Below are 23,900 nucleotides of genomic sequence, written 5' to 3' on the forward strand. Positions count from 1 at the left end.
CCTGGGCCGGTCCAGCGATTCACCGGGCCGGCTGGGTAACCGGATCCGCTATTTCACCGAACCGGCCATGATGCCCTGAACGAAATGCCGTTGGAAGGCGAAGAATACGATCAACGGCACGATCAAGGACAGAAAGGCACCGGGCGCCAGGACCCCGATGTTGCTGCCGAACTGCCTCATCTGCGACTGGAGGGCCACGGTCAGCGGCTGGGACTCGTTGTCGGCGAAGAGCAGGGCGACCAGCATGTCGTTCCAGACCCACAGGAACTGGAAGATCGCCAGGCTGGCGATGGCGGGACGGCCCAGCGGCAGCACCAGCTGGGAGAAGATCCGCCACTCCCCGCCGCCGTCCATCCGGGCGGCCTCCAGCATCTCCTTCGGGATTTCCGCGAAGTAATTGCGCAGCAGGAAGATGGCGAACGGCAGACCGTAGGCGGTGTGGAAGAGCACCACACCGGGAATCGAGCCGAACAGCCCGAGCGCGCCGAACAACTTGGCCACCGGCAGCAGCCCGATCTGGACCGGCACCACCAGCATGGCGACCACCACCAGGAAGATCCAGTCCCGGCCGGGGAACTCCATCCAGGCGAAGGCGTATCCGGCCAGCGCGGCGATCACCACGACGGCCAGGGTGGTGGGCACCGAGATCAGCACCGTGTTCCAGAACGCCTGGACAATGCCGGAATCCTTCAGCAGCGCCGTGTAGTTGTCGAGCGACAGCCGGCCGGGCGCGGTGAGCGCGGTCCACCAGCCGCTGCTCGCGTTCGCCTCCTCCGTACGCAGCGAGGAGAGGAACAGCCCGGCGGCAGGGGTGAGCCAGACCAGCCCGACGAGAAGCAGGAACAGCTGGATCACGCCGCGGCTGAGCCACTTCACCGGCCGTGCACGCGTCCGCCGGCGGGACGCGGGAGTTCCGTGGACGGTGGTCATGACTGGCTCCTGCGGAAACGTCGGATGTTGAGGGCCATGGCCGGGACCACCAGCAGGAGCAGCAGCACACCCAGGGCACTGCCGAGTCCCTGGTTGTTGCCGCCACCGAAGGAGACCAGCCACATCTGCAGGGCCAGGACATTGGCGTCCTGCTGTACGGGACCGGGGGCGATGATGTAGACGAGGTCGAAGACCTTCATCACATTGATCACCATCGTCACGAACACCACGCCCAGGACCGGGCCGAGCAACGGGACGGTGATCCTGCGGAAGACCTGCCACTCATTCGCGCCGTCCATCCGCGCGGCCTCCAGAACGTCCCGTGGCATCGAGGAGAGCCCGGCGCCGATGAGCACGAGCGCGAAGCCGGTCCAGATCCACATGTACGCGCCGATGATGGCCGGGGTGATGAGGGCCGGACCGAGCCAGGAGATGCCCTCGTACGGCGGGGCGAAGTCCTTCGCGGGGAGCTGGACGGCGTAGGAGCCCGGGGGCAGATGGGGCAGACGGTAGGAGCCGTCGGGTGCGGTGGTCGCCGTGGCCACCACCTTGCCGTGCGAGTCGACCGCCTCCACCGAGAGCGCCGGGAGCCCGCGTTCGCCGCGGTCCACCGTGCCGGGCTTGCCGCCACCGCCGGGGGTGAAGTCGAGGTAGACGACACCGCGCAGTTCACCGTCGGCGGCCGGGGACGTGGCGGCCGCTGCGGCGGGCCGCGCCCGCGACGGCATGTCCTTCGGCGCGACACCGACCAGACCGAGGTTGACCGTGTTTCCGGGGCCGGTGCGGTGCGCCGTGCGGTAGGAGCCGTCCTGGCCCTTGGTCAGCTGTTTGTCGCCGAGGCGTGTCTTGGCGGTCGGGAAGGAGGCGGACTTCCCCTGCACGCTGTCGTGGATGCCGACGGTGACCGCGTTGAGCACACCGCGCTGCGGATCCTGCTCGTAGGCGAGCCGGAAGATGATGCCGGCGGCGAGGAAGGAGATCGCCATCGGCATGAACATCAGCAGCTTGAACGCCGTCTTCCAGCGGATCTTCTCGGTCAGGACGGCGAGGACCAGGCCGAGTCCGGTCAGCAGCGCGGGGGCGAAGACCACCCAGATCGCACTGTTGCGGATGGCCCGGAGCGTGGCGGGGTCCTGGAACATCGCGGTGTAGTTGCCGGCGCCGACGAAGGTGTCGCCCGAGGCGTCGTACAGGCTGCGGATGACCGAGAACCCGATGGGGTACGCGACGAGGGCACCCAGCAGCAACAGCGCGGGAAACAGGAACACCGCGGTGATCCGCCGACGGCGCCGAGCCGCGCGCCGCACGGCGGAGTTCGCCCTGCCGGGTGTGCCGCCCGGGGTGAGGGACGCGGCGGCGCGCGATGTGGCGGGCGGCACCGCGGGAGTGGTCACAGGCATGGGATTCGGGCCCTCGGTCCTTACTTTCCGTACGCCTTGGCAGCGGCGGCTTCGAGCTTGTGCGCCGTGGCCTCGGGGTCCGAGGGGTCGCGCAGGAAGTCCTGCAGCAGCTTCCATTCACCGGCGCCCTGGGTGCCGCCGAAGGCCGCGGGGGCCTGGTCGGACATGTCGAAGCGCACGGAGTTCCCGGCGTCGGTCAGCCACTGCGCGGCCTTGCGGGTGACCTCGTCGTGGTAAGCGCCCGCGGGCACCTTCTTGTTGGGCGAGATATAGCCGCCGGCCTTGGCCCACACACCGGACGCCTCCGGCGTGGCCAGGTACTTCACCAGCTCCATCGCGGCCTTCCGGTGCTTTCCGGCCTTCAGCACCACGGCGGCGTCACCGCCGCTGACCACCGGCGCCTTGCCGTTGTCGACCGCGGGGAAGGGGAAGAACTTGGCGTCCTTGCCGACCTGCTTGTGCAGTTCATCGGTGACCAGAGCGCTGACGAAGTCCCCTTCGTAGACCATGGCCGCCCCGGGCTCCGGGCCGAAGACCTGCTGGACGGACTCGGGGAAGTCGGTGCGCAGCGCGCCCGAACCGCCGCCGGCCACCAGGTTCTTGTCGCCGAAGAGCTTGCCCAGTGTGGTGAGCGCCTTGACGACGCTGGGATCCGTCCACGGAATCTTGTGGGCGGCGAGCTTGTCGTAATTCTCCTGTCCGGCCTGGGAGAGGTAGATGTTCTCGAACCAGTCGGTGAGCGGCCAGCCGGCCTCGCCCGCGACGGAGAACCCGGGCACACCCGAGTCGGAGAGCGTACGGCCCGTCTTCAGCAGCTCCTGGTACGTCTTCGCGGGCTTGACCCCGGCCTGCGCGAACGCCTCCGGGCTGTACCAGACCGTCGACTTGTGCGAGGCCTTGAAGTACAGGCCGTAGTAGGTCTTGTCGACGGTGCCGTAGTCCTTCCACACCTTCGCGAAGTTCTTGTCGGCCGCGCCGCCGATCTCCGCCGAGAGGGGAGCCAGCCAGCCCTTCTTGGCGAACTGCTGGAGCACGCCGACCTGCGGGACCATCACCACATCGGGGGCGTTGCCGCCCTCGACCTGACTGCCGATCACCGTCGAGACGTTGTCGCCGGTGGAGGAGAAGCTGACCTTCGCACCGGTCTTCTCGGAGAACGCGTCCAGGACCTTCTTGAAGTTCTGCTGCTCCACACCGGTCCAGACACCGGCCACGGTGATGCTCTCACCGCTCAGTTCCTGCTTGCCGCCCCCGGTGGAGACTCCGCCGCCGCAGGCGGTGGCGGAGAGCGCCAGGCTGAGCACGGCCGCGCCGGACAGGGCGGCTCGGGTGTGTCGTACTGCGGGTCGTCTCATCGTGGGATTCCCTTCGGGAGGACTTCGGGAGGACTGTGGGAAGAGGGGGAGAACTGCGGGACCTAGCGGGATTCGGGAGCGTCCATCCACCAGGCGGCGGTGGAGCCGGGCAGCGTGTCCGCGGGGCAGTCGCCGCTCGCCAGCAGGGGGACGCCCGGTACGGGGGCCGGCACCGGCTCGGTGCCGAAGTTGACGGCGCAGACCAGGCCGTCGCCACGGACGAACGCCAGGACCTGGGGCGGGGACTCCAGCCAGCGCAGGGTGCCTTCGCCGAGCTGCGGAAGGCTGCGGCGCAGCGCCAGCCCTTCGCGGTACAGATGCCAGAACGACCGGGTGTCGGCCAGCGCCCGGTCCGTCGCGTGCTCGGCGAACCACTCGGGCTGCGGCAGCCAGGGCCGTGCCGCGTCGGTCCCACTGGTGAAGCCGAACGGCGAGGCATGCCCGGACCAGGGCAGCGGCACCCGGCAGCCGTCGCGGATGTGCTCCCGGCTGCCCGTGCGGTGGTAGATCGGATCGGTGAGGACCTCGTCCGGCAGGTCGACGACCTCCGGCAGGCCCAGTTCCTCGCCCTGGTAGATGTACGCCGCGCCGGGCAGCGCCAGCATCAGCAGCGCTGCGGCACGGGCCCGCGCCGGACCCAGCTCTCCCGCGGACCCGTTCCGCCCGGGGCCCCCGGGGTCGGCCGCGTACCGGGTGACGGTCCGGACCTGATCGTGGTTGTTGAGCACCCAGGTGACCGTGGAGCCGGTGCCCGCGATATCGGTGAGCGCCTCGGCGATGACCGTGCGGAAGGTGTCGATGTCCCAGCGCGCGGTCAGCAGATGGAAGAAGAACGCCTGGTGCAGCTCGTCGGGCCGGACATACGCCGCCTGCTCACTGGGTGTGCGGACGGAGACCTCTCCGACCAGCAGCCGGTCTCGGCCGTCGTGGGCCGTGTACTCCTCGCACAGGGCGCGCCAGTCGCGCCACACCTGGTGCACCTCGGGCTGGTTCCAGGCCAGCGGGTTGACCGAGTCGCGGGTCCGCTCGTCGGCCGACGGGTCGGGGGAGTCGGGCAGTTCGGGGTGCTTGAACAGCCCGGCGGCCACATCGATACGGAAGCCGTCGACCCCGCGGTCCAGCCAGAAGCGCAGCACGCTGTCGAAGTCGCTGCGTACGTCGGGGTTGCGCCAGTTCAGATCGGGCTGTTCGGGCGTGAACATGTGGAGGTACCACTGTCCGTCGCTGCCGTCCGCCTCCTTGACCCGGGACCAGGCGGGGCCGCCGAACATGGCCCGCCAGTTGTTGGGCGGCAGCTCACCGTTCGCCCCGCGCCCGTCGGAGAAGTGGAAGAGCGACCGTGCCGGGCTGCCCGGACCGTCCGCCAGCGCGGTGCGGAACCACGGGTGCTCGCTGGAGCAGTGGTTGGGGACGATGTCCAGGAGCACCTTCAGACCCAGCCGGTGGGCGTCGGCCACCAGGAGGTCGAATTCGGCGAGATCGCCGTATACGGGGTCGACATCGCGGTAGTCCGCGACGTCATAGCCGTGGTCGTGCTGAGGGGACGGGTAGAAGGGGCTGAGCCAGATGCCGTCCACCCCGAGCTTCTTGAGGTACGGCAACCCCGTGCGCACACCGGCCAGATCGCCAATGCCGTCTCCGGTGCTGTCGAGGAAGCTGCGGACGTAGACCTGGTAGATCACCGCGTCGCGCCACCAGCGCTGTGCCGTGTTCCGGGACGCGACCCCGGTGGCCGGACCGGGGAGGGAGGGGGAGGGCGCGGAGTCGGCGGAGGAGCCGTTCCCTGCCGTGGCTATGAGCATCTGCCGTTGATCCCGTTCTTGCCTGGGCATGCCGTGCGGCTGCGATCGCTGTGATGCATGCATGTTAAGTAGGCATGTCTTTTCGGTGTCAACGAAATGGTCGAAAGTCGCTGCGAGATGCCCGAGTATGCGGGGGACTGTCCCTCCAGCCTGTACCTAACAAGTAAGTAGAAGCGTGGGGTGGAGTGCGGTGTGGAGGGTGCCGGGGTCAGTCGCGGCCGACGAGGGCCGTCAGCTCGCGGGTCAGCCGCGCGACGGTGGCATCCGTGCTCCGCCGGTGCACCAGCGCGTCATGCATGACCGCCTGCACGGCCAGACTCACCTGGTCATAACGGGGGCTCTTGATACGCGGCTTGGCCGCCAGCACGCCCCGCTTGAGCGTCGGAAGGTACGGGAAGCGCCGCACCAGCTCCGGGTCCGTGTACAGATCGGCCCAGACCGGCGGCAGCGCCCCCTTGGTGAGCACCCGGCGCTGGACCGACTCGGTCGTCAGATAGGAGATCAGCTCGGTAGCCGTCTTCTGGTGGCGCGACTGTGTGTTGACCGCCAGATTGGAGCCGCCCAGCGCGCTGGAACCCGGCCCGTCGGGACCCGGCAGCGGCACCGCGCCGAACTTCCCCGCCACCTCGGAGTGCCGGGCATTGGCCAGCGCATAGGCATACGGCCAGTTCCGCAGGAACAGCAGCCGGCCCTCCTGGAACGTCTCGCGGGACTCCTCTTCCTTGTACGTCAGCGCCCGCCGCGGGATCCAGCCCTCGCGCACCCCGTCGAGCAGAAAGGACAGACCGCGACGGGCCGCGGGGGAGTCCACCGTCACCCGCGAACCCTCGCCCGCGAGCACCGTGCCACCGGCCGACTGCACGGCCTCGACGACATTGGCGGTCAGCCCCTCGTACGGCAGGAACTGGCCCGCGTAACCGTCCAGCCCGTACTTGGGCGCGACCGTCTTCGCCAGATGCGCCAACTCGGCCCAGGTGCGCGGCGGCCGCACACCCTCCCGGTCCAGCACGTCCTTGCGGTAGTAGAGCAGTCCGGCATTGGTCACATAGGGGACCGCGTAGAGCCGCCCCCGGAAGGTGGCGGTGTCCACCACGGGAGGAAGGAAGCGCTTCAGCGGGAACTGCGCACCGTCCACCGGCTTGATCCAGCCCGCGGCCGCGAACTCCGAGGTCCACGCCACATCGATGTTCAGCACATCGAAGCGGTCACTGCGGGAGCGCAGCTCGGTGACCATCTGCGCCCGTACCTCGTCGGCCGCGTCCGGCAGCTCGACCAGGGTCACCTTCTCGTGCGGGTGCCGGTCGTTCCAGCCGTCGAGGACGCCCCGCAGATAGCCCGTGAGGTCGCCGCCCGTCACCAGCGTGACCGGGCCCCGCCCGTCCGTACCGCCCGCCGGTTCCCCGGCCCGCGCGCCCGCGTTGCCCGCGAACAGCAGAGCGCACACCAGCAGAGCCCGGCCCGCGGCACGCTTCCACCGCATGGGCTCCTCCTTGAACAGGCGTCGACGGGTCACGGGACCGACAGCCCGCCCCATGTATACCTGTTAGCCATGCGGGATACTAGATGCTGCAGGAAGATGCGAGAGCGACCCGGCTCACAGCCGTATCGGGCCAGATGACCGGCAACTAGGGCTGACCCGGAAGACACCCCCAGGGCGGGGAGGGAGAGGGAGAGCGTGCGGCTGCCACTCCTGGCGTTGTTGGTCAGCGGCCCCGCGCACGGCTACGAACTCAAGCAGGGCCTTGAGAACCTCCTGGGCGCCGCATACCCTCAGCCGAACGTCGGCCAGATCTACGTCACCCTGGGCAGGCTGGAGAAGGCGGGCCTGATTGAGGGAGAGGACGTCGAGCAGTCGGACCGCCCGAACAAGCGCATCTACCGGATCACCGCGGCGGGACGCGAGACGGTGGACGCCTGGTTCGAGGAACCCACCGCCGAACCACGGGTCCGGGACGAATTCTTCATGAAGCTCGCCCTGGCCCCCCGCACCGGGACCGCGGACCAGATCGCCCTGATCAACAAGCAGCGCCGCCACTACCTCAACACCATGCGTGACCTGTCGAAACTCGCGGCGGGTGAGGACCGGGAGAACCGGGTGGCACAGCTGCTGATCGAGGGCGCGATGCTGCATCTGCAGGCGGATCTGGACTGGCTGGAGCGCTGTCAGGAGGAGTTGGAATGAACCGGGACGAGCCGTCCGGCCCGATAGTCCGGGCTGCCGGTCTGGTGAAGACCCACCGGCCGGAAGGCGCCGCCCCGGTCCACGCCGTGCGCGGCGTCGACCTGACCATCGAACGCGGTGAATTCGTCGCCCTCACAGGCCCCTCGGGAGCCGGCAAATCCACCCTGCTGCATCTCCTCGGCGGCCTCGACCGGCCCGACAGCGGCTCCCTCTGGCTCGACGGCCACCAGGCCGACGCCTACAGCGAGGCACGCTGGGCGGTGCTGCGCCGCAACCACATCGGCATCGTCTTCCAGTTCTTCAACCTTGTCTCCAACCTCACCGTCGCCGACAACGTCGAACTCCCCGCACTGCTCGCCGGCCGCTCCCCCCGGCAGGCCCGCACCGACCGGGCCGAGCTGCTCGACGAGCTGGGTCTGACCGGCAAGGAGCACAGCACACCGGGCGAGCTGTCCGGCGGCGAACAGCAGCGCGTCGCCCTCGCCCGCGCCCTGGTCAACACCCCCAGTCTGCTGCTCGCCGACGAACCGGCCGGAAGCCTCGACAGCAAGGGCACCAGAGAGGTGCTGCGCCTGCTCGCCCGCTTCCACCAGCGCGGCCAGACGATCCTGCTGGTCACCCATGACGCCAGGATGGCCAGCGCCGCGGACCGGGTGATCAGCTTCTTCGACGGCCAGATCGTCGACGACGCACACCTCGGCGACGCCCCGAAGCGCCCCGCGGCCGGTGTGTCCGATGTCCTCAAGCTCCAGGGCTGACCCGTGCGAGCAGCGGCGCGCTGGACGCAGGCGCATCTGACGGCACACCGTCCGGCGGCGGTGCTCACCGCGCTGGCCACGGCCGGGATCACCATCTCCCTGCTGCTGGCCACCGCCCTGTTCGCCTACGCCACCGACCCCTGGCAACGGGCCTTCACCCAGTCCTCCGGCGCCCACGTATGGATCCACACCCAAGGCGGCGCCGACGCCGGATCGCTCGCCGGCCTGGACGAGGTACGGGCCGCCTCCGGCCCCTTCCGTACGGTCCGCACCACCGCGAGCCTCCAGCCCGGCGACGCCAGGGCGACCCTGGAACTGCGCGGCACGGCGAAGCGCCCGGCCACCGCCGCACCCCAGATCACCGCGGGCCGCTGGCTCGACAACAACACCGACGCGGGCACCACCAAAGGCATCGTCCTGGAGAGTTCGGTGGCCCGCGCCATGTGGGCCAAACCGGGCGACACCCTCACGCTGAGCGGCTTCGCGGCACATCTGCGCGTGGTGGGCGTCGCCGACACCGCCGAGGTCGCCTTCCGCGCGGGCGAGACCCCGGGCGTCGCCTGGGTGCTCCCCGACACCCTCCACGCCTCCGACGCGGGCCGCGACCAGCGCGGCAACACCATCGGCCTGCGACTCGGCGACCCCGCGGACACCGACTATGTCGTCCAGCGGGCGGTCACCCGGCTCGGCGCCGACCAGATCACCGATGTCTCCACCTGGCGGCAGGCCAAGGCCGAAGCCGAAGGCGACAATCAGCTCCTCGGCCGGCTGCTCGGCCTCTTCGGACTCGGCGCGCTGCTCGCCGCCGCCCTGGCGGTGGGCGGCGCCATCAGCACCAGGATCCGCGGCCATCTGCGGGACATCTCCATCCTCAAGGCCATCGGCTTCACGCCGGGCCAAGTGGTGCGGATGTTCGTCGCCCTCCACCTGGGCCTCGCGCTGCTGGGCGTCGCCCTCGGAGCGCTGCTCACCCAGGTGCTCGGCGCGCTGGTCCCCGGCCGGATCGGGGAGGCGATGGCCCTGTGGCAACAGCTTCCCGGGCATGCCTGGCTGACCCTGGTGATCTCCGGCGGAGTGGTGGCCTTCATCGGCGCGGCGACCTGCCTGGCGGCATGGCGGGCCGGGCGGGTACCTCCGGTGCCCGTCGCCCGCGCCGCCACCGCCGCCGGTGGCCGGGCCTCCGCACTCACCCGCCGGGCGCTCGGCCTCCGGGTCCCACCGGCGCTGGTCCTCGGCTGGCGGGGGGCCTTCCACCGTCCGCTGCGCTCCTCGGCAGCAGTGGCGCGGCTGGCCGTCCCGCTTCTGCTGATCACCATCGCGCTCGGAGCCTGGACCACCCTGGACCGCTTCAGCTCACACCCCGAGAACGTCGGACTGCCCGCGGCCCTCACCGCGCGCTCCGACACCCTCCCCGACCGGGAACTACGTCAACTCCTGGGCTCCCAACGGCAGATGACCGCCTACCCCGGCGCCGAGGTGCAGGCGCTCGTACCGGGTCAGACCGGGACGATTACCCTCCGCGGGCTCGGCACGGACACCCGGCCGTATCCCAGCGCCGTGGTGGAAGGCCGCGCCGCCCACGGGCCGAACGAAGCGGTGGCCGGACAGGGCCTGCTGGACCTCCTGGACGCCCGGGTCGGCGACTGGGTCCGGATGACCGTCGCCGGCCGTCCGCATGTCCTCCATATCGTCGGCCGCAACATCGAGACCGCCGACGCCGGCCGGGTCGTCTCCACCACCCTGGACACCCTCCGCGAAGGCGACACCGACGACCCGTCCCCCCAGGCATCCGCACCGCCCCGCCCGGACTTCTACCAGCTGGTCCTGCACCACGACGCCGACCCGGACTCCGCACGGGAGGGCCTGACCAGGGCATCCGCCGGCCGACTTGAGGTACGCGAGATCCCCAACCCCGCCGACCAGCTGTCCGCGGTCCGTGCCGTCAGCGTCGGGCTGATCGCCGTGCTGACCCTGATCGGGCTCGTGGAACTGGCGACGACGGTCGGCGCCGGGGTCCGCGACCGCAGCCGTGACCTGCTCGCCCTCCGGGCCGTGGGTCTGACACCACGTCAGATCACCGCCGTCATAGTCTCGGCCACCGCCTTCATCACCCTGGCCGCCGCGCTGGCCGGCACGACTCTCGGCGTGCTCGCCTCCCAGTGGCTGATCGACCTCCAGGGCCGCACCAGCGGCTGGGGGACCGGCATCGCCCAGCCCCCCGCCCTCGGCATCCTTCTGCTGGTCATCCTCGTCGCCGTCACCATCGCTGCGGCGGCCGCGGCCCTTCCCGCCGCCCGCGCGGCACGCCGCCGGCTCGCGGACTCGGCCACGGATCTGCTCTAGCCAGAAGTCATCCAGAGGCGCCTTGTGCCCCTGGCGTGGTCAGGAACGGACCAGCGCCGCTCCGCCCGCGTACCGCGCGGAGACACCCAACTCCTCCTCGATCCTGATGAGTTGGTTGTACTTCGCGGTACGGTCGGACCGGGACAGCGAGCCGGTCTTGATCTGGCCGCAGCCCGTCGCCACCGCCAGGTCCGCGATGGTGGTGTCCTCCGTCTCGCCGGAACGGTGCGACATCACGACGGTCCAGCCCGCGCGATGTGCGGTGGCGACGGTGGCGAGGGCTTCGGTCAGTGTGCCGATCTGGTTGACCTTGACCAGGACCGAGTTGCCGACACCGGTACGAATGCCCTCGCGCAGCAGATTCTCCTTGGTGCAGAACACATCGTCGCCGGTGAGCTGGCAGCGGTCGCCGACGCGGGCGGTCAGCTCCCGCCAGCCGTCCAGGTCGTCCTCGGCCATCGGGTCCTCGATGGAGACGATCGGGTACGCGTCGATCAGCTTGGCCAGGTAGTCGGCGTGTTCGGTGGGCGTACGGCGCACGCCCTCGCCCGCGTACACATACGTACCGTCCTGGAAGAACTCCGACGAGGCCGGGTCCATGACCAGACCGACGTCCGTGCCGGGCCGGTAACCGGTGCGCTCGATGGCCGCGATGACGAAGTCGAGCGCTTCTTCGGCGGTACGGAGTGCGGGCGCGAAGCCGCCCTCATCGCCGACGCCCGTGGCATGCCCGGCGGACAGCAGGTCGCGACGGAGCGTATGGAAGACCTCGGAGCCCATACGGACGGCTTCCGCGAAGGTCTCCGCGCCGATCGGAGCGATCATGAACTCCTGGAAGTCCAGCGGGTTGTCGGCGTGGGCGCCGCCGTTGACGATGTTCATCATCGGCAGCGGGAGAAGGCGGGCGTCGGCGCCGCCGAGGTAGCGGTAGAGCGGCTGGCGGTGGGCCGCCGCGGCGGCCTTCGCGGCGGCGAGGGAGACGCCAAGGAGCGCGTTGGCGCCGAGCCGGGACTTGTCGGCCGTGCCGTCGAGCGCGATGAGCGCGGCGTCGAGTCCCGCCTGATCGTCGGCGTCGCGCCCGACGACCGCTGACGCGAGGTCGCCGGTGACGTGGGCGACCGCACGGTCGACGCCCTTGCCGTGCCAGCGCCCGGGGTCCCCGTCACGCAACTCCACGGCTTCCCGTGCACCGGTGGAGGCGCCGGAGGGGACGGCGGCGCGGCCGAGGGATCCGTCGGCGAGGAGGACATCGGCCTCGACGGTGGGGTTGCCCCGGCTGTCGAGGACCCTGCGGGCGGTGACGGACCGAATGACGGTTGACTCAACTGCCGTGGAAATCATGGGAGTTCCTTCGCGTTGATGTACGCCGCGGCCCTGCTGCGACAACGCTGACGCGTACCGCGACGGCGCTGACTCTACAGCAATGCTGTTCAGTTGTGCTGTTCAGTTCGTCTGTGCAGGTGAGCGGCGCGGCTTCGCTGGTGGTCACCGGTTAAAGTGCCGTATGACCACCCCGGAACCCGCCGCCGTCGCCACCGAACTGCGTACCGCGATGGGCAAGCTCACGCGGCGCGTGAAGCACGAGGACCGGATCCCGCTCGGCCACGTCTCCGTGCTCGGCACCCTCGATCGCAACGGGGCCATGACCACCAGCGATCTGGCGGCGGACCAGCGCGTACGGCCCCAGTCCATGGCCCGCGCGGTCGGGCTGCTCATGGAGCAGGGGCTCGTCGACCGCCGGGCGCATCCCACGGACGGCCGCAAGTTCCTGGTCGAGCTCTCCCCTGCGGGGCAGGTCGCTCTTGAGGCGGAGCGCGGGCGCAGGGTGGGCTGGCTCGCCCAGGCCATCGAGCTCGAACTCACCGGCGAGGAGCGCGAGGTGCTGGCGCGCAGCGCCGCCCTGATGGATCGGCTCGCCGCGCGCTAGGGGACTGGCGGAGCTGGTTGATCCCGCCAAGCGTGATCCGTCGGCCCACTGGCCCGACAGCACAAGGTCCCCGACCGGAATCCGGTCGGGGACCTTGTGCTGTCGGGGGCGGCGCTCGCTATCGCGCCGTGCCGAAGTCCTGCGTCCAGTAGTCGTCGGGCTGGGCGTGGCCGACGCCGATCTCCTTGAAGGAGCAGTCGAGGATGTTGCGCTTGTGGCCGGGGCTGGACATCCAGCCCTTCATCACGCTCTCGGGCGAGGAGTAGCCGTAGGCGACGTTCTCGCCGTAGGAGCTCCAGCTGTAACCGGCCCGCGTGATCCGGGCGTCGGGGGCCGAGCCGTCGGAGCCCGTGTGCGACATGTTCCGATGGTCCGCCATGTCCTTGCTGTGGTCCTGGGCGGCCTTTGTCAGCTTTGCGTTCACGGTCACCGGTGAGCAGTCGGCCTTGCGGCGCTCACTGTTGACGAGTTCCACCACGCGGGCCGTGGCACCGGATGCCTTGGCGGTGGCCTTCTTCGAAGCGCTCGGGGACGCGGCGGGTGCCGGGGAGGTCTTCGCCGCCGGCTTCGCTCCCTCGTCGCCCTTCGACCACCGGTGTTCGAAGGATGCTTGCTTCCACTGCTCGTGGTGCCGGCCGCCGGCATTCCCCTGCTCGTCCAGACAGGCCATGGCAACAGAGGGCACGCCCACGGCGCCTATGGCGAGCGCGCCGATGGTTATCTGCCGGTAGCGCCGCTTGTTGCGATGTTTACTCATGCGTGACCTCACTCGGTAATTGCGGAGCGTCCCCGGCGCGGCTGGCTCTGTGCAATCCCCGCGCCTGAGCTGCGAAGACGCCTTGCGGCTCGTCATTCTTCGGGCTGCCGTGGAAGAAGGCAATGGACGCCGCTACTACCACGCTTAGTAGGCCCTGGAGGTCCTTGCAATGCGCGGATGATCATGCTGTGCGGATTTCGGCGCTGATGAAATTGCTGATGCTCCGTCAGATGAACTTACCTGCTCACGGAGTGGGTAAATGCCTCAAGTGGGCCGCATGGTTACGCACCTTGTGTGCGAAATTCCCGACTCAAGACGGACAAGTCTCCCATGTCGCCAGGGGTGCCACCTACTATTCGAGTTAGTAGGTAACGAATTGATATGACGGATGTCACGATCCGGCGGAATGTGGACTCGATGGTCTCCGGAACGGGCCGGCTTATCCGGCGCGGCTCGTGGTGTGTCTCTCGGCCGGCGTCGAGCATGGGGTGGCGGAACCCGGGTACCGGGCCAGGACCATTCCCCGTACCCATGGAGGAGGCACGTCAACTGATGACCCGTCATGACGCGACCGGCGAGAACCGCATCCCGCTGCCCCATGACCTGCCGAGCCACCAGGCCGATGCCGACAGCCCGGTCCCCGACCCCTGGGACCCCGAACTGTCGGAGGGCGAAGACGACGGGCCCGACGAGACGGTTCCCGACACCGATCAGGCCGGCACCGGGCGGACCGGAGGTCAGAAGGCCGCAGGGTTCCGCACCGACCAGCCCATTCCGCACGAACCGGTCGACTGACCCTGCCCGGATGCCCGGATGCCCGGATGCCCGGCCGGGCGGGGCGATCGGCCGGAAGAGTAGGTGCAGGGGACGGCACCCGTCCACGGCACCCGTCCACGGCACCCGTCCACGGCGGTCGGACGGGCGCCGTCCCCCTTCCCCGGTGGGGAGAGGTCTTCCTTGGGGCGGCCAGGTGAGCCCGCCCCCGACCCGGCATGTGCTTCCGGCTTCCGTGCTGCGCCGCGACGTACATTGCCGTGGGGCCCGCGCCGGCCCACCTCACGAGATCGGAATGGCTCCATGAACTGCTACGACTGCACGTCGGACCATGCCACCACCGCCGCGGTGGCGATCTGCCGGAACTGCGGTGCCGCGCTGTGCCACCAGCATGCCCAGTCCGCCCCGCAGACCGTGGTGCGCGTACAGGGCGTGGGCCAGAGCACCATGCCGGAGATGGCCCGCCGCATCGTGTGCACGATCTGCCGGGGCGCCCAGCCGGTCTGAGCCGTGCCTGAAGAATCGGAGCCGCGGTCCATGACGACGACCTTTGTGTTGATTCCCGGCGCCGCGTGCGGCTCCTGGCACTGGCATCTGCCGGCGGCGGAGCTGCGGGCGCGGGGGTATGAGGTGGTGAGTGTGGATCTGCCGTGCGAGGACGACGCGGCGGGGCTGGAGGAGTACGCGGACGCGGTGGTCGCCGCTGTTGCGGGGCGACGCCGGCTGACGCTCGTGGCGCATTCGTTCGCCGGGTTCACGGCGCCCTTGGTCTGTGCGCGGGTACCGGTGGATCTGCTGGTGCTGGTGGCGGCGATGGTGCCGCTGCCGGGGGAGGCGCCGGACGAGTGGTGGGCGGCGACCGGGCACCCGGACGCACAGGTCCGACGAGCCGGGCGGGCCGCTCAGAAGGCGGGCAAGGGCACGGGTGCGGAGGGTGTGCCGGAGGCCGCGGTGCCGGGCTCCGCCGCGGACCCGTTCTTCCAGGATCTGCCGCCGGACCTGGCCGCGGAGGCGGCGGCCCGCTGGCGGCGGCAGTCCGAGAAGCCTGCCGCGCGGCCATGGCCGATGGCGGCCTGGCCAGAGGTGGCGACCCGGTTTCTGCTGTGCCGTCAGGATCGTCTCTTCCCGGCACCGTTTCTGCGTGCGGTGGCGGCGGAGCGCCTGGGGGTGGTGCCCGACGAGATGGCGGGCGGACATTTCCCGATGCTGTCCCGCCCGGTTGAGCTGGCGGACCGGCTGGAGGGCTACGGCAGGGCGACGGCGGCACGGTGACCGTGACCGCCGGTCCGTCCCGCCATGTGTACGGGGCGGAGCCGGCGGTCGGTAGCCTGAAGCCCTCAACGCCCCTTGGGGGACGTCCCGTTCCCGTACGGCAGATGGGACAGGGCGGTGATCAGCCGCACCGGCAGGTACGCGGGCCACCCGGGCCGGGCCACCTGGTAGGAGACGTACCCGAGGGAGCGGCCCATCTGTACCTCGTCCGTCGTCTCCGCCTCATAGACCACCCGGCAGTGGCCCGCGGCCTTTTTGGCGCGCTTCCAGAGCGCGGGGGCGGGCTTCCGCTCCGCCTCGGTCCGCGGGGTGAAGATCCGGTCGCCGAAGTCCGACCAGGCGAACGGAGTGCTGCCCGTCCAGTCCTCGTCGATCACCTTCTTCAGCTCCGCCGCACGCTCCGCGTCGGTGGAGCCCCAGGAGGGCGGCACGTTGGTGATCAGGCCGACGGGAATGTGCCGGGCACGCAGCGCACGCAGATACGCGGCCGCTCCCGGCAGGTAGCTCACGCTCTTGTCCTCGGCGGTGTGCACCAATGTCTCACCGAGGTCGAAATACACCATGACGCACCGGCCCGTGCGGTCGCCGTCCTCCGCGCTGCGCGGTGCCGCCGCGGCGGGGCTCGCACCCGGTACGGCTAACGCGGCCATCCCGCCCAGCGCGAGCAGCATGCGCCAGGTGACTCTGCGGGCGGAGTTGTCTTTCGCGGATGTCTTCTTCATGGGGGAGTCCTTCGTGTAGGGGGTGTTTTCGATCGTATACGCGCCATGTGCACGTCAGTACTGGTTCGGCCGAACCGGGGCCGGGAGTGCCGAGGTTGGCCGTCGGAAGGCCGAATTGGCCCACTCCCGCGAGCCTCAAGTGGACTTGCCGCCCGGACCGCCGGCTGTCTGGCGTCTTGTGTGTCACCGCGTCAGGAAGAAACCGGTCGTTTCCGGCCCGGGCTGGGGATGGGGGCGGTGGTGCGCTGGGCGGAACGCGAGCGGGCGCGGCGGCCCGGTCCGTCGACGGAGGGGGAGGAGGGGGCGTGGGTGACCGCCACGGTGTCCTGAGCGCGGGCCCGGCGTCCTGAGCACGAGATCGTCGGCCTGAGGGCGGGCCGTCCTGCCCCGGCCCGTCGGTGTCCTGCCCCGGCCCACCGGCGCGGATGGATCTGAGTAGCGGTACTCATGACAGTGCTCTGCTGCGGCACGACGCTGAAGCGGATGAACGTGCGCGGCGGGACACGCGTCCGCGTCCACGGTGGTGCGCCCGTGCCGGTGCCGGCCGGCACCGGCGCCCCACGGCGACCCGGCCGCCCGCCACGTGGTGGTGCCCGCCGACCTGTACCCGACCCTTCCGAGGCTGATCCATGAAGGCCATGACCGTTCCCCGCACCCTGCCGCCGGTTCTGCTCGCGGCGGTGCTCCTCGCCCTGGCCCTCTCGGGCCTCCAGCCGCACGACCGGCCCACCTGGCTGATGGAGACCTGCTGGGTGATCGTCGGCGTGCCGGTGCTGATCGCGGTGCGGAAGCGCTTCCCGCTCAGCCCGCTGCTGTGCTGTCTGCTCGCCGCGCACGCCCTGGTGCTGATCGTCGGCGGCCACTACACCTACGCCGAGGTCCCGGCGGGGCACTGGCTGCAGGACGCGCTGGACCTCTCCCGTAATCCCTACGACCGCTTCGGGCATCTCATGCAGGGCTTTGTGCCCGCCATCCTGGTGCGCGAACTGCTGGTCCGGACCTCCCCGTTGCGCGGCAGCCGCTGGCTGGCCCCGCTGACGGTGTGCGCCTGCCTGGCCTTCAGCGCGTTCTTCGAGATGATCGAGTGGTGGGCGGCGCTGGCCGGTGGCTCCGCGGCCGATGCCTTCCTCGCCACCCAGGGGGACCAGTGGGACACCCAATGGGACATGGCCTGCGCCCTGCTCGGAGCGGTCGTCTCACTCCTGCTCCTGAGCCGCCTGCACGACCGCCAGCTCGCCCGGCTGGGCACCGGGGCGGAGGCAAGGGCCACCTGACGGCCTCCGGGCCATCGGCTGGGGCGCTGTGCCCCCGCCGTTGGCGAGGGCTATGCGGCTCGTCTCAGGGGCTCCCGCTAGCGACACCGCCGCCCGCCTGATCCAAGGGAGGCGGCGGATGCGCGCGGGAGCTCGGGGTGTCGCTCCCGGCCGACAGCCGGCGGGCTCAGCCCCGGGCGGAGAAGGGGCAGGCCCAGTCGGCCGGCTTGGGGCGGCCCGAGTAGCGCCGGGCCTCGGACAGCTCCCCGTACTCCAGGAGATTGGGGTTGATATTTCCCTGCAGCTCGATGTCCTGCTTGCGGATCTTCTCGGCCAGCCGGTCCCACAGCCCGGCGGCCTTTATCCGGTCGAACTGGTGGTGGGAGTTGAAGGCGAGCATCGGGAACGGTGGGCGGCGGCCGACGCGGCGGTGCGTTTCGTGCAGTCCGATCACGAAGAACGGGTGCCCGGCGACGCTGTACGCGAAGGCACCGGACGACGGGTCGCGGTCGTAGCCCTCGGCCCAGGAGTGCGTACGGCTGTCGTGGTCGTGCACCGCCTGCAACTGCTGCCACAGCAGCTGCTCGAACTCGATCTCCGACACATTCAGCGGGCCGGAGAACGTGGCCACAAAGCTCGTGAAGGGTTTGGCGGCCCAGTCCACCGCCGCCACATACGCCTCCAGATCCTCCGCCATCTGCTCGGCCGCGGTGTCATCCCCGAACCATGTGTAGTGGCGATGTGTGATGCCACCTTGGCGCCATGCCGAACGGCCGGCCAGACAAGCAAAGGAGTCGCCGAGCAGGAACTGCCCGACTTCGGTGGCGGCGGAGACGTCAACCGTCATGTTTCGTGACCTTCGGTGAGTAGGCCAATACCCTGGTGGGGGCCCTGGCAGGGGTGGGACCCTCGCAGTCAAGATCGGGCGGGGCCAGTTCGTCAAGACTGGGCCGATTCACCCCCCGTAACTGCCCTCACCGACAGCGTCCGGACTGCGGCTGGGATGGCCTGCCGTCCATGGGGACGCGACCGTGCACCGGCCCGCCGGACGGCTCTTTCCGGCCCGGTGAGCGCGGGCCGATCTGCGTCGTTTCCGCAGCTCGGACCCATGATCGCCGGGGTGGACCAGTGCGCCCCGACTCTACAGGCGAGGTGGCCGATCGCACTACGGCGGTGTGGTTCCGACGGCGGCGACCGCACGCATCAGAGCCCGCCCGGGCCGGAGACCTCGTCCCGGAACGGGGTCCGGCTCGGCGCACCGTCGGCGAGACCCACCATGAGGCAGAGGCCGACGGTGTCGCCGAGTACCGGACGACCTACCCGTCAGGCAGGGGTGGACGCGGCCTCCTCCTTGGCGGTGGCCGGCTCGGTCTTCTCGGTCTTCTGGGCTTCGGGACCCGCCGCGGGGCGTGAGTAGAAGACGGTCCTGCCCTGCTTGCTGCGGTGTGCCAGGCCCTTGGCGACGAGCGAGGTCTCCAGGGTGTTGCGTACCGCGGTCTCCGGTGCGGAGTGGTCCGGGTGCTGCTCCGCCAGCAGCTTCGTCATCTCCGCGACCGTACGCGGCTGCTCGTCAAGGAGTCCGAGAACCCGGTCGGCGCGGGTGGAGTTCCGCCGCCCCGTGGTGGACCGGGCCGCCGTCTTGTTGCTCTTCCGCGGCTTCTTCTTCGCGCTGGTGCTCTTTGCCGCCTTGGCCGGGGTCTTCGTGGCCGGCTTGGCCTTCGGCGCGGTGGCCTGCGCCCGCCGCGCCGGGGGGACCGTCACCGGTTTCGTCACCGCGGGTTCCGGCTCTGCCACCTGCGGTGCGACGGCTGCCTTCCGGGGAGCGTTTCCGAGATGCTTCTGGAGGTCCTCCAGCTTCACCTTGAGCTTCTGCAGCTCGTCGATCTCCTTCGCGATGCTCTCCAGTTTGGCAGCTACCTGTGCAGCGAATTCCGAGTCTGACATGACACAGCCCGCTCTCTATCGCCTGATCGATCTACGGTTGGCTGGATGTTACTCATCTCTCTCCGCAATTAACCCAGAGTCGGGCGCTCTTATCCTCGGGGACCTGGTGCAGATGCTCGGCTCCACGGGTCAACTGCCTTACAAGTATGGGGAGTTCGCGGCCCATGCAAGCAGTCTGTGTCAGTCAAGAATTGAGCGGTGAATGAGCCATACGGGACTTGCCCCCGGCCCCGTGGAGCGCGCGCCGTGGACCTGAACTCTGTCCGCATGTCACTCCTTTGAGGCTTTCCGGCGGTGGACTCGCAGCCGGAGTCAGCCACCAGTCGCCCGCCGGGGGAGGGGAACCACCTCTCCGGTAGTGGGATACGTACGGCTGTGGCGCCAGATGACTTGTGTGGAGGAAGTGAACCCTCCATGGAGCCTGAGGGCCTGAGGGCCTGCGAGGGGACGGCTACGACGTACCCGGTCACCATCGCCACCCATCACCACCGCTCACCGTCTCCCCTCACCCCGCGTAACCCCTCCGATGGCCGAGCATGATCTGCGCCGCGCCGCCACCGCTAGTAGGACGGAGACGTACGGCTGTGCCGGCGGGCGGATGGGAGAAGTGACTCGGGTGAACGTCGTCGTAGATCTCAACCGCTGTCAGGGCTATGCGCAGTGCGCGTTCCTCGCCCCCGAGGTGTTCATGCTGCATGGCGAGGAGTCCCTGCTGTACCACCCGGTCGTTCCGGACGGGCAACTGGAGCGGGTGCGCCGGGCCGCGGCGGCCTGCCCGGTGCAGGCCATTCTCGTGGGTGAGGAGGCGGGCGCCGGTGCGCGATGAACCATGCGACGGCCGGATCGTCATCGTCGGCGCGTCACTCGCCGGGCTACGGGCCGCCGAGCAGCTCAGGAAAGAGGGCTTCAGTGGCTCGCTGACCCTGATCGGGGACGAACCGCAGCCCCCGTACGACCGTCCGCCACTGTCCAAACAGGTGCTGCTCGGGATGGTGTCCGCGGGCCAGACGGGACTGCCGCAGCGTGGTGACCTGGACGCGCAGTGGAGACTCGGAGTGCGTGCCGTCGGGGTCGATCCGATCGAGAAGCGGGTACTGCTCGCCGATGGCGCGGAAGTGCCCTTCGACCGGCTGCTGATCGCCACCGGAACCCGGGCCCGGCCCTGGCCGAACCCGGCCGAGGCCGCCTTGGACGGGGTGTTCACCCTGCGCACCAGCGACGAGGCGCGCCGCCTGGCCGAACGCCTCGACGCCGGACCGCGGCGGGTCCTGGTCATCGGAGCCGGTTTCACCGGTTCGGAAATCGCCTCCGCCTGCCGGGAGCGCGGTCTGGCGGTGACGGTGGCGGAGCGGGGACCGGCGCCCCTCGTCGGCGCGCTCGGCGGCACGCTGGGGGCGCTGGCCGCGAAGTTGCAGCGCGCACACGGAGTCGACCTGCGCTGCGGAGTGACGGTCACCGCCCTGGAGGGCAACGGCCGGCTCACCGGCGCCCAGTTCTCCGACGGCACACGGATCGATGCCGATGTGGCCGTGGTCGCCCTGGGCGCGGTCCGCAACACCGAGTGGCTGGCGGAATCGGGGCTCGCCGCTGGCCCCCGCGGGGTGACCTGTGACGCGGGGTGCCGCGCCTTCAACATGTACGGGATCGTCACCGACGACGTCTTCGCCGCCGGTGATGTCGCCCGGTTCCCGCACCCGCTCTTCGAGTACCAGCTGCTCTCCCTGGAGCACTGGGGCAATGCGGTCGCGCAGGCGGAGGTGGCGGCCCACAACATGGTCAATCCGGGGCCGCGCAGAATCCCGCATCTGTCCGTACCGGCTTTCTGGTCCAGCCAGTTCGGCCTCAACATCAAGTCCGTGGGTGTGCCCACCTTCTCCGACCAGGTGGTCATCGCGCAGGGCTCGCTCAAGGACGCCCGGCTGGTCGCCGTCTATGGCTACCGGGGGCGGGTCACCGCGGCCGTGAGCGTGAACCAGGCCAAGTCACTGGAGTACTACGAGCGGCTGATCGAGACGGCCGCGCCCTTTCCGCCCGCCCCGGGAGCCGCCGACCGGATCGAGTCCCCGGCCCCCGTCCCCTCCGACGTACCGGACCCGAAGATGCTCTCGCACGGTCCGACCGTCGCCCTCACCGGTCATCTGCCGGACCGGCGCCTGACGGTGGTGCACCCGGCCCACTGAGACCACCGCCACTCCATAGCGATGAGGAGCCCCCGCGCATGGCTTCGGACACCCTGTTCCAGCGGATCACCGACTACGCCCACCGTGCCGACCCCTATCCGCTCTACGCCGAACTCCGCGAGAGCCGGGTGGCACGGCAGGAGGACGGCAGTTACCTGGTCGGGACCTACCACGAGATCGAGGCTCTGCTGCACGATCCACGGATCAGCTCGGACCGCCGTAACCGCACCGTGCCGGACGAGACCGAGGGCGGCACCGAAGGTCTCCCGCCTGCCTTTATCGGGCTCGACGACCCCGAACACCACCGGCTGCGGGGCCTGGCGATGCGGTCCTTCGGCCCGCCCCACACGCCCGGCCGGATCGACGCCATGCACGGTGAGATCACCCGCATCGTCAAGGACCTCCTCACCGGCCTGCGGGACAAGGACCGGATCGATGTCGTCGACGACTTCGCCTACCCGCTGCCCGTCACCGTGATCTGCCGCCTCCTGGGCGTACCGATCGAGGACGAGCCGCGGTTCCGCCAGTGGTCGGACGCGATCGTCGCCGGTATCGCCCCCGGTCCCGATGAGGACCCCGTGGAGCGCCAACGCGCTGCCACCGAGGCCCGGAAGACGATGGCGCTCTATCTGGGAGGGCTCGCCGAGAAGCGGCGCGACCGCCCGTCCGACGACATGCTGTCCGCGTTCGTCGGCGGAGACAGCACCGACGGGCAGCTCACCCAGCTCGAAATCATGACCACGTCCGTGCTGCTGCTGATCGCCGGCCATGAGACCACGGTCAACCTGATCACCAATGGCATGCTCACCCTGCTGCGCCACCCCGATCAGCTGGCACGACTGCGCAGCGACCCGTCCCTGATGCCCCGGGCCGTGGAGGAACTGCTGCGCTACGAGCCGCCCGTCCAGATGCTCCCGCAGCGCACCCCACTCGCCGACATCGAGGTCGCGGGAATCACCATCCCCAAGGGCGTCCCCCTCATCCTCATGCTCGCCGCCGGCAACCGCGACCCCGAACGGTTCCACGACCCCGACCGCTTCGACCCGGACCGCGGGGACAACTTGCACCTCGGCTTCGGCAGCGGCATCCACAGCTGCTTCGGCGCCCCCCTCGCCCGCCTGGAGGCCCAGATCGCCCTCAACGCACTCCTCCAGCACCTCGACGCCCCCCGCTTGACCGAGGACCCGCCTCCGTACCGCCGCAGCCCGGTGCTGCGCGGGCCCCGGCATTTGCTTGTCGAGCGTGGGGCGTAGACGGGTCTGATGCATAACGGGCCCGGAGTGGGGCGCGGGGAGGGCACCTGCCACCCGGTGGAAATTCCGTATGAGCCGAGGTGGGCGCGTCCCTAGGATCGAGCGCGTGATGGAGATTCCGGAGGAGCTTGTCGTCAGTCAGAGTCGGTACAACGGGGCGGCGGGGCGTGAGTTCATCGCGGCGTTGCCGGAGCGGGCCACGGGGTTTCTCGACCGGTGGGGGCTGAAGGTGACCGGGCCCGCCCGGTGTGGGATGGCGGCGCTTGTGCTGCCCGTCGAGCGGACCGATGGGACGTCGGCGGCGCTGAAGATGCAGCTGCTCGACGAGGAGAGCGAAGGTGAGCCGGTCGCGCTCCGCGTGTGGGGCGGCGATGGTGTGGTGCGGCTGCTCGACCACGATGCGGAGACCAACACGCTGCTGCTCGAACGCCTCGATGAGAACCGGCACTTGTCGACGTTGGACGACTCCCGCGAGGCCACGCGGATCCTCGCCGGACTGCTGGCCAGGCTCAGCGCCGTGCCCGCGCCGGCCGGTCTGCGGCAGTTGGGCGACATCGCGTGGGAGATGCTCGACACGGTGCCGGAGGCCGTGCGGAAGGTCGCGGACCCGGCGGAGCGTGCGCTCCTGAAGAGCTGTGCGGCGGCCGTACGCGAGGTCGTGGACGAGCCCGGCGACCGGCTGCTGCACTGGGATCTGCACTACGACAACATCCTCGCCGCGGAACGGGAGCCCTGGCTCGCCATCGATCCCAAGCCGCTGGCCGGCGACCCGGGCTTCGAGCTGATGCCCGCGCTCGACAACAACTTCCAGCCGTCCGAGGTGCGCTACCGCTTCGACCTGCTCACCGAGGCGTTGGGCCTCGACCGGCAGCGGGCGGTGGCATGGACGCTGGGGCGGGCGCTGCAGAACCTGTTGTGGAATATCGAGGACGGGGAGGACGAGTTGGATCAGGTGCAGATCGGGATCGCCCGGCTGCTGCTCGGGTGAGCGCGGCGACCCGGCTGGACGTGGCGGCCGCGAGGACGCTCGGTCGGGCCGCCCTCCACG

The 23,900-nt window shown here is 70.1% G+C and carries 22 protein-coding genes; 12 read left to right on the top strand and 10 right to left on the bottom strand.

Translation table 11 applies throughout. From position 1 onward, the window contains the following. Window positions 1–48: 48 nt before the first annotated feature. From STRTU_RS34965 to STRTU_RS34985, 5 genes are all read right to left on the bottom strand, one after another. Window positions 49–930 carry a carbohydrate ABC transporter permease gene (locus STRTU_RS34965; RefSeq protein WP_246241631.1) on the bottom strand — a complete coding sequence of 294 codons (882 nt, stop codon included), beginning with the start codon at window positions 928–930 and terminating at the stop codon, window positions 49–51. Then, window positions 927–2,330, bottom strand: a complete 1,404-nt coding sequence (locus tag STRTU_RS34970; RefSeq protein ID WP_159749350.1) for an ABC transporter permease subunit — start codon at window positions 2,328–2,330, stop codon at window positions 927–929. The genes STRTU_RS34965 and STRTU_RS34970 overlap by 4 nt, the downstream gene beginning before the upstream one ends. A 20-nt stretch (window positions 2,331–2,350) precedes the next feature. Beyond that, window positions 2,351–3,685 (bottom strand): ABC transporter substrate-binding protein, encoded by a 1,335-nt coding sequence (locus tag STRTU_RS34975; RefSeq protein WP_159749352.1) that lies wholly within the window; start codon window positions 3,683–3,685, stop codon window positions 2,351–2,353. 62 nt (window positions 3,686–3,747) lie between these two features. Then, window positions 3,748–5,487, bottom strand: a complete 1,740-nt coding sequence (locus STRTU_RS34980) for a glycoside hydrolase family 13 protein (RefSeq protein WP_371873713.1) — start codon at window positions 5,485–5,487, stop codon at window positions 3,748–3,750. Between the two features lie 208 nt (window positions 5,488–5,695). Then, the gene (locus tag STRTU_RS34985; RefSeq protein WP_159749354.1) at window positions 5,696–6,967 is read right to left on the bottom strand and encodes an ABC transporter substrate-binding protein; all 1,272 of its coding nucleotides are present in this window, start codon (window positions 6,965–6,967) and stop codon (window positions 5,696–5,698) included. A 195-nt stretch (window positions 6,968–7,162) separates the two neighbouring features. Here STRTU_RS34985 and STRTU_RS34990 point away from each other — a divergent pair, with 195 nt between their 5' ends. Genes STRTU_RS34990 through STRTU_RS35000 form a run of 3 tightly spaced genes read left to right on the top strand, consistent with a single transcriptional unit; the run spans window position 7,163 to window position 10,770 of the window. Next, entirely contained in the window at window positions 7,163–7,669 is a 507-nt protein-coding gene (locus STRTU_RS34990; protein ID WP_159749356.1) for a PadR family transcriptional regulator, read from the top strand. Next, on the top strand, window positions 7,666–8,427 hold the full coding sequence (locus STRTU_RS34995; RefSeq protein ID WP_159749358.1) for an ABC transporter ATP-binding protein: 762 nt from the start codon (window positions 7,666–7,668) through the stop codon (window positions 8,425–8,427). Before STRTU_RS34990 ends, STRTU_RS34995 begins: the two co-directional genes overlap by 4 nt. Window positions 8,428–8,430: 3 nt before the next feature. Continuing rightward, complete coding sequence (locus tag STRTU_RS35000; protein WP_159749360.1) at window positions 8,431–10,770, top strand: FtsX-like permease family protein; 2,340 nt, start codon at window positions 8,431–8,433, stop codon at window positions 10,768–10,770. 39 nt (window positions 10,771–10,809) lie between these two features. Here STRTU_RS35000 and eno read toward each other — a convergent pair whose 3' ends face one another. Further along, the gene (eno, locus tag STRTU_RS35005; protein WP_159749362.1) at window positions 10,810–12,111 is read right to left on the bottom strand and encodes a phosphopyruvate hydratase; all 1,302 of its coding nucleotides are present in this window, start codon (window positions 12,109–12,111) and stop codon (window positions 10,810–10,812) included. A gap of 163 nt (window positions 12,112–12,274) precedes the next feature. Here eno and STRTU_RS35010 point away from each other — a divergent pair, with 163 nt between their 5' ends. Then, window positions 12,275–12,697 carry a MarR family winged helix-turn-helix transcriptional regulator gene (locus STRTU_RS35010; protein ID WP_159749363.1) on the top strand — a complete coding sequence of 141 codons (423 nt, stop codon included), beginning with the start codon at window positions 12,275–12,277 and terminating at the stop codon, window positions 12,695–12,697. A gap of 118 nt (window positions 12,698–12,815) precedes the next feature. On the opposite strand, the gene STRTU_RS35015 is transcribed toward STRTU_RS35010, so the two are convergent. Further along, window positions 12,816–13,454 (bottom strand): CAP domain-containing protein, encoded by a 639-nt coding sequence (locus STRTU_RS35015; protein WP_159749365.1) that lies wholly within the window; start codon window positions 13,452–13,454, stop codon window positions 12,816–12,818. Window positions 13,455–14,006: 552 nt separating this feature from the next. On the opposite strand from STRTU_RS35015, the gene STRTU_RS35020 reads away from it, so the two are divergent. The 3 genes from STRTU_RS35020 (at window position 14,007) to STRTU_RS35030 (ending at window position 15,500) form a co-directional block, all read left to right on the top strand. After that, complete coding sequence (locus tag STRTU_RS35020) at window positions 14,007–14,249, top strand: hypothetical protein (protein WP_159749367.1); 243 nt, start codon at window positions 14,007–14,009, stop codon at window positions 14,247–14,249. 282 nt (window positions 14,250–14,531) lie between these two features. Further along, window positions 14,532–14,735, top strand: coding sequence for a DUF2180 family protein (locus STRTU_RS35025; RefSeq protein ID WP_159749369.1), 204 nt, complete (start codon window positions 14,532–14,534; stop codon window positions 14,733–14,735). A 30-nt stretch (window positions 14,736–14,765) separates the two neighbouring features. After that, window positions 14,766–15,500 carry an alpha/beta fold hydrolase gene (locus STRTU_RS35030; RefSeq protein ID WP_159749371.1) on the top strand — a complete coding sequence of 245 codons (735 nt, stop codon included), beginning with the start codon at window positions 14,766–14,768 and terminating at the stop codon, window positions 15,498–15,500. A gap of 65 nt (window positions 15,501–15,565) precedes the next feature. Here the strand turns inward: STRTU_RS35030 and STRTU_RS35035 are convergent, their stop codons facing one another. Continuing rightward, entirely contained in the window at window positions 15,566–16,222 is a 657-nt protein-coding gene (locus STRTU_RS35035) for a hypothetical protein (RefSeq protein WP_246241638.1), read from the bottom strand. 638 nt (window positions 16,223–16,860) lie between these two features. On the opposite strand from STRTU_RS35035, the gene STRTU_RS35040 reads away from it, so the two are divergent. Then, window positions 16,861–17,496, top strand: coding sequence for a DUF2238 domain-containing protein (locus STRTU_RS35040; protein ID WP_159749373.1), 636 nt, complete (start codon window positions 16,861–16,863; stop codon window positions 17,494–17,496). A gap of 166 nt (window positions 17,497–17,662) precedes the next feature. On the opposite strand, the gene gntA is transcribed toward STRTU_RS35040, so the two are convergent. Further along, window positions 17,663–18,322, bottom strand: coding sequence for a guanitoxin biosynthesis heme-dependent pre-guanitoxin N-hydroxylase GntA (gntA, locus tag STRTU_RS35045; protein ID WP_159749375.1), 660 nt, complete (start codon window positions 18,320–18,322; stop codon window positions 17,663–17,665). Between the two features lie 476 nt (window positions 18,323–18,798). After that, window positions 18,799–19,419 carry a hypothetical protein gene (locus STRTU_RS35050; RefSeq protein ID WP_159749377.1) on the bottom strand — a complete coding sequence of 207 codons (621 nt, stop codon included), beginning with the start codon at window positions 19,417–19,419 and terminating at the stop codon, window positions 18,799–18,801. Window positions 19,420–20,035: 616 nt separating this feature from the next. Here STRTU_RS35050 and STRTU_RS35055 point away from each other — a divergent pair. From STRTU_RS35055 to STRTU_RS35070, 4 genes are all read left to right on the top strand, one after another. Next, window positions 20,036–20,245, top strand: coding sequence for a ferredoxin (locus STRTU_RS35055; protein ID WP_159749379.1), 210 nt, complete (start codon window positions 20,036–20,038; stop codon window positions 20,243–20,245). Then, window positions 20,235–21,599, top strand: coding sequence for an NAD(P)/FAD-dependent oxidoreductase (locus STRTU_RS35060; RefSeq protein ID WP_159749381.1), 1,365 nt, complete (start codon window positions 20,235–20,237; stop codon window positions 21,597–21,599). Before STRTU_RS35055 ends, STRTU_RS35060 begins: the two co-directional genes overlap by 11 nt. 38 nt (window positions 21,600–21,637) lie before the next feature. Then, a complete protein-coding gene (locus STRTU_RS35065) occupies window positions 21,638–22,852 on the top strand; it encodes a cytochrome P450 (protein WP_159749383.1) in 1,215 nt (404 codons plus the stop codon). Window positions 22,853–22,922: 70 nt separating this feature from the next. After that, window positions 22,923–23,840, top strand: coding sequence for an aminoglycoside phosphotransferase family protein (locus STRTU_RS35070; RefSeq protein ID WP_159749385.1), 918 nt, complete (start codon window positions 22,923–22,925; stop codon window positions 23,838–23,840). Window positions 23,841–23,900 lie beyond the last annotated feature (60 nt).

The sequence above is a fragment of the Streptomyces tubercidicus genome (assembly GCF_027497495.1).
GTDB lineage: Bacteria > Actinomycetota > Actinomycetes > Streptomycetales > Streptomycetaceae > Streptomyces > Streptomyces tubercidicus.

Coding starts and splice junctions, on each gene's coding strand:
- STRTU_RS34965 (WP_246241631.1), bottom strand. CDS start 930: ATGACCACCGTCCACGGAACTCCCGCGTCCCGCCGGCGGACGCGTGCA.
- STRTU_RS34970 (WP_159749350.1), bottom strand. CDS start 2,330: ATGCCTGTGACCACTCCCGCGGTGCCGCCCGCCACATCGCGCGCCGCC.
- STRTU_RS34975 (WP_159749352.1), bottom strand. CDS start 3,685: ATGAGACGACCCGCAGTACGACACACCCGAGCCGCCCTGTCCGGCGCG.
- STRTU_RS34980 (WP_371873713.1), bottom strand. CDS start 5,487: ATGCTCATAGCCACGGCAGGGAACGGCTCCTCCGCCGACTCCGCGCCC.
- STRTU_RS34985 (WP_159749354.1), bottom strand. CDS start 6,967: ATGCGGTGGAAGCGTGCCGCGGGCCGGGCTCTGCTGGTGTGCGCTCTG.
- STRTU_RS34995 (WP_159749358.1), top strand. CDS start 7,666: ATGAACCGGGACGAGCCGTCCGGCCCGATAGTCCGGGCTGCCGGTCTG.
- eno (WP_159749362.1), bottom strand. CDS start 12,111: ATGATTTCCACGGCAGTTGAGTCAACCGTCATTCGGTCCGTCACCGCC.
- STRTU_RS35010 (WP_159749363.1), top strand. CDS start 12,275: ATGACCACCCCGGAACCCGCCGCCGTCGCCACCGAACTGCGTACCGCG.
- STRTU_RS35015 (WP_159749365.1), bottom strand. CDS start 13,454: ATGAGTAAACATCGCAACAAGCGGCGCTACCGGCAGATAACCATCGGC.
- STRTU_RS35020 (WP_159749367.1), top strand. CDS start 14,007: ATGACCCGTCATGACGCGACCGGCGAGAACCGCATCCCGCTGCCCCAT.
- STRTU_RS35025 (WP_159749369.1), top strand. CDS start 14,532: ATGAACTGCTACGACTGCACGTCGGACCATGCCACCACCGCCGCGGTG.
- STRTU_RS35030 (WP_159749371.1), top strand. CDS start 14,766: ATGACGACGACCTTTGTGTTGATTCCCGGCGCCGCGTGCGGCTCCTGG.
- STRTU_RS35035 (WP_246241638.1), bottom strand. CDS start 16,222: ATGAAGAAGACATCCGCGAAAGACAACTCCGCCCGCAGAGTCACCTGG.
- STRTU_RS35040 (WP_159749373.1), top strand. CDS start 16,861: ATGACCGTTCCCCGCACCCTGCCGCCGGTTCTGCTCGCGGCGGTGCTC.
- gntA (WP_159749375.1), bottom strand. CDS start 18,322: ATGACGGTTGACGTCTCCGCCGCCACCGAAGTCGGGCAGTTCCTGCTC.
- STRTU_RS35050 (WP_159749377.1), bottom strand. CDS start 19,419: ATGTCAGACTCGGAATTCGCTGCACAGGTAGCTGCCAAACTGGAGAGC.
- STRTU_RS35065 (WP_159749383.1), top strand. CDS start 21,638: ATGGCTTCGGACACCCTGTTCCAGCGGATCACCGACTACGCCCACCGT.
- STRTU_RS35070 (WP_159749385.1), top strand. CDS start 22,923: ATGAGCCGAGGTGGGCGCGTCCCTAGGATCGAGCGCGTGATGGAGATT.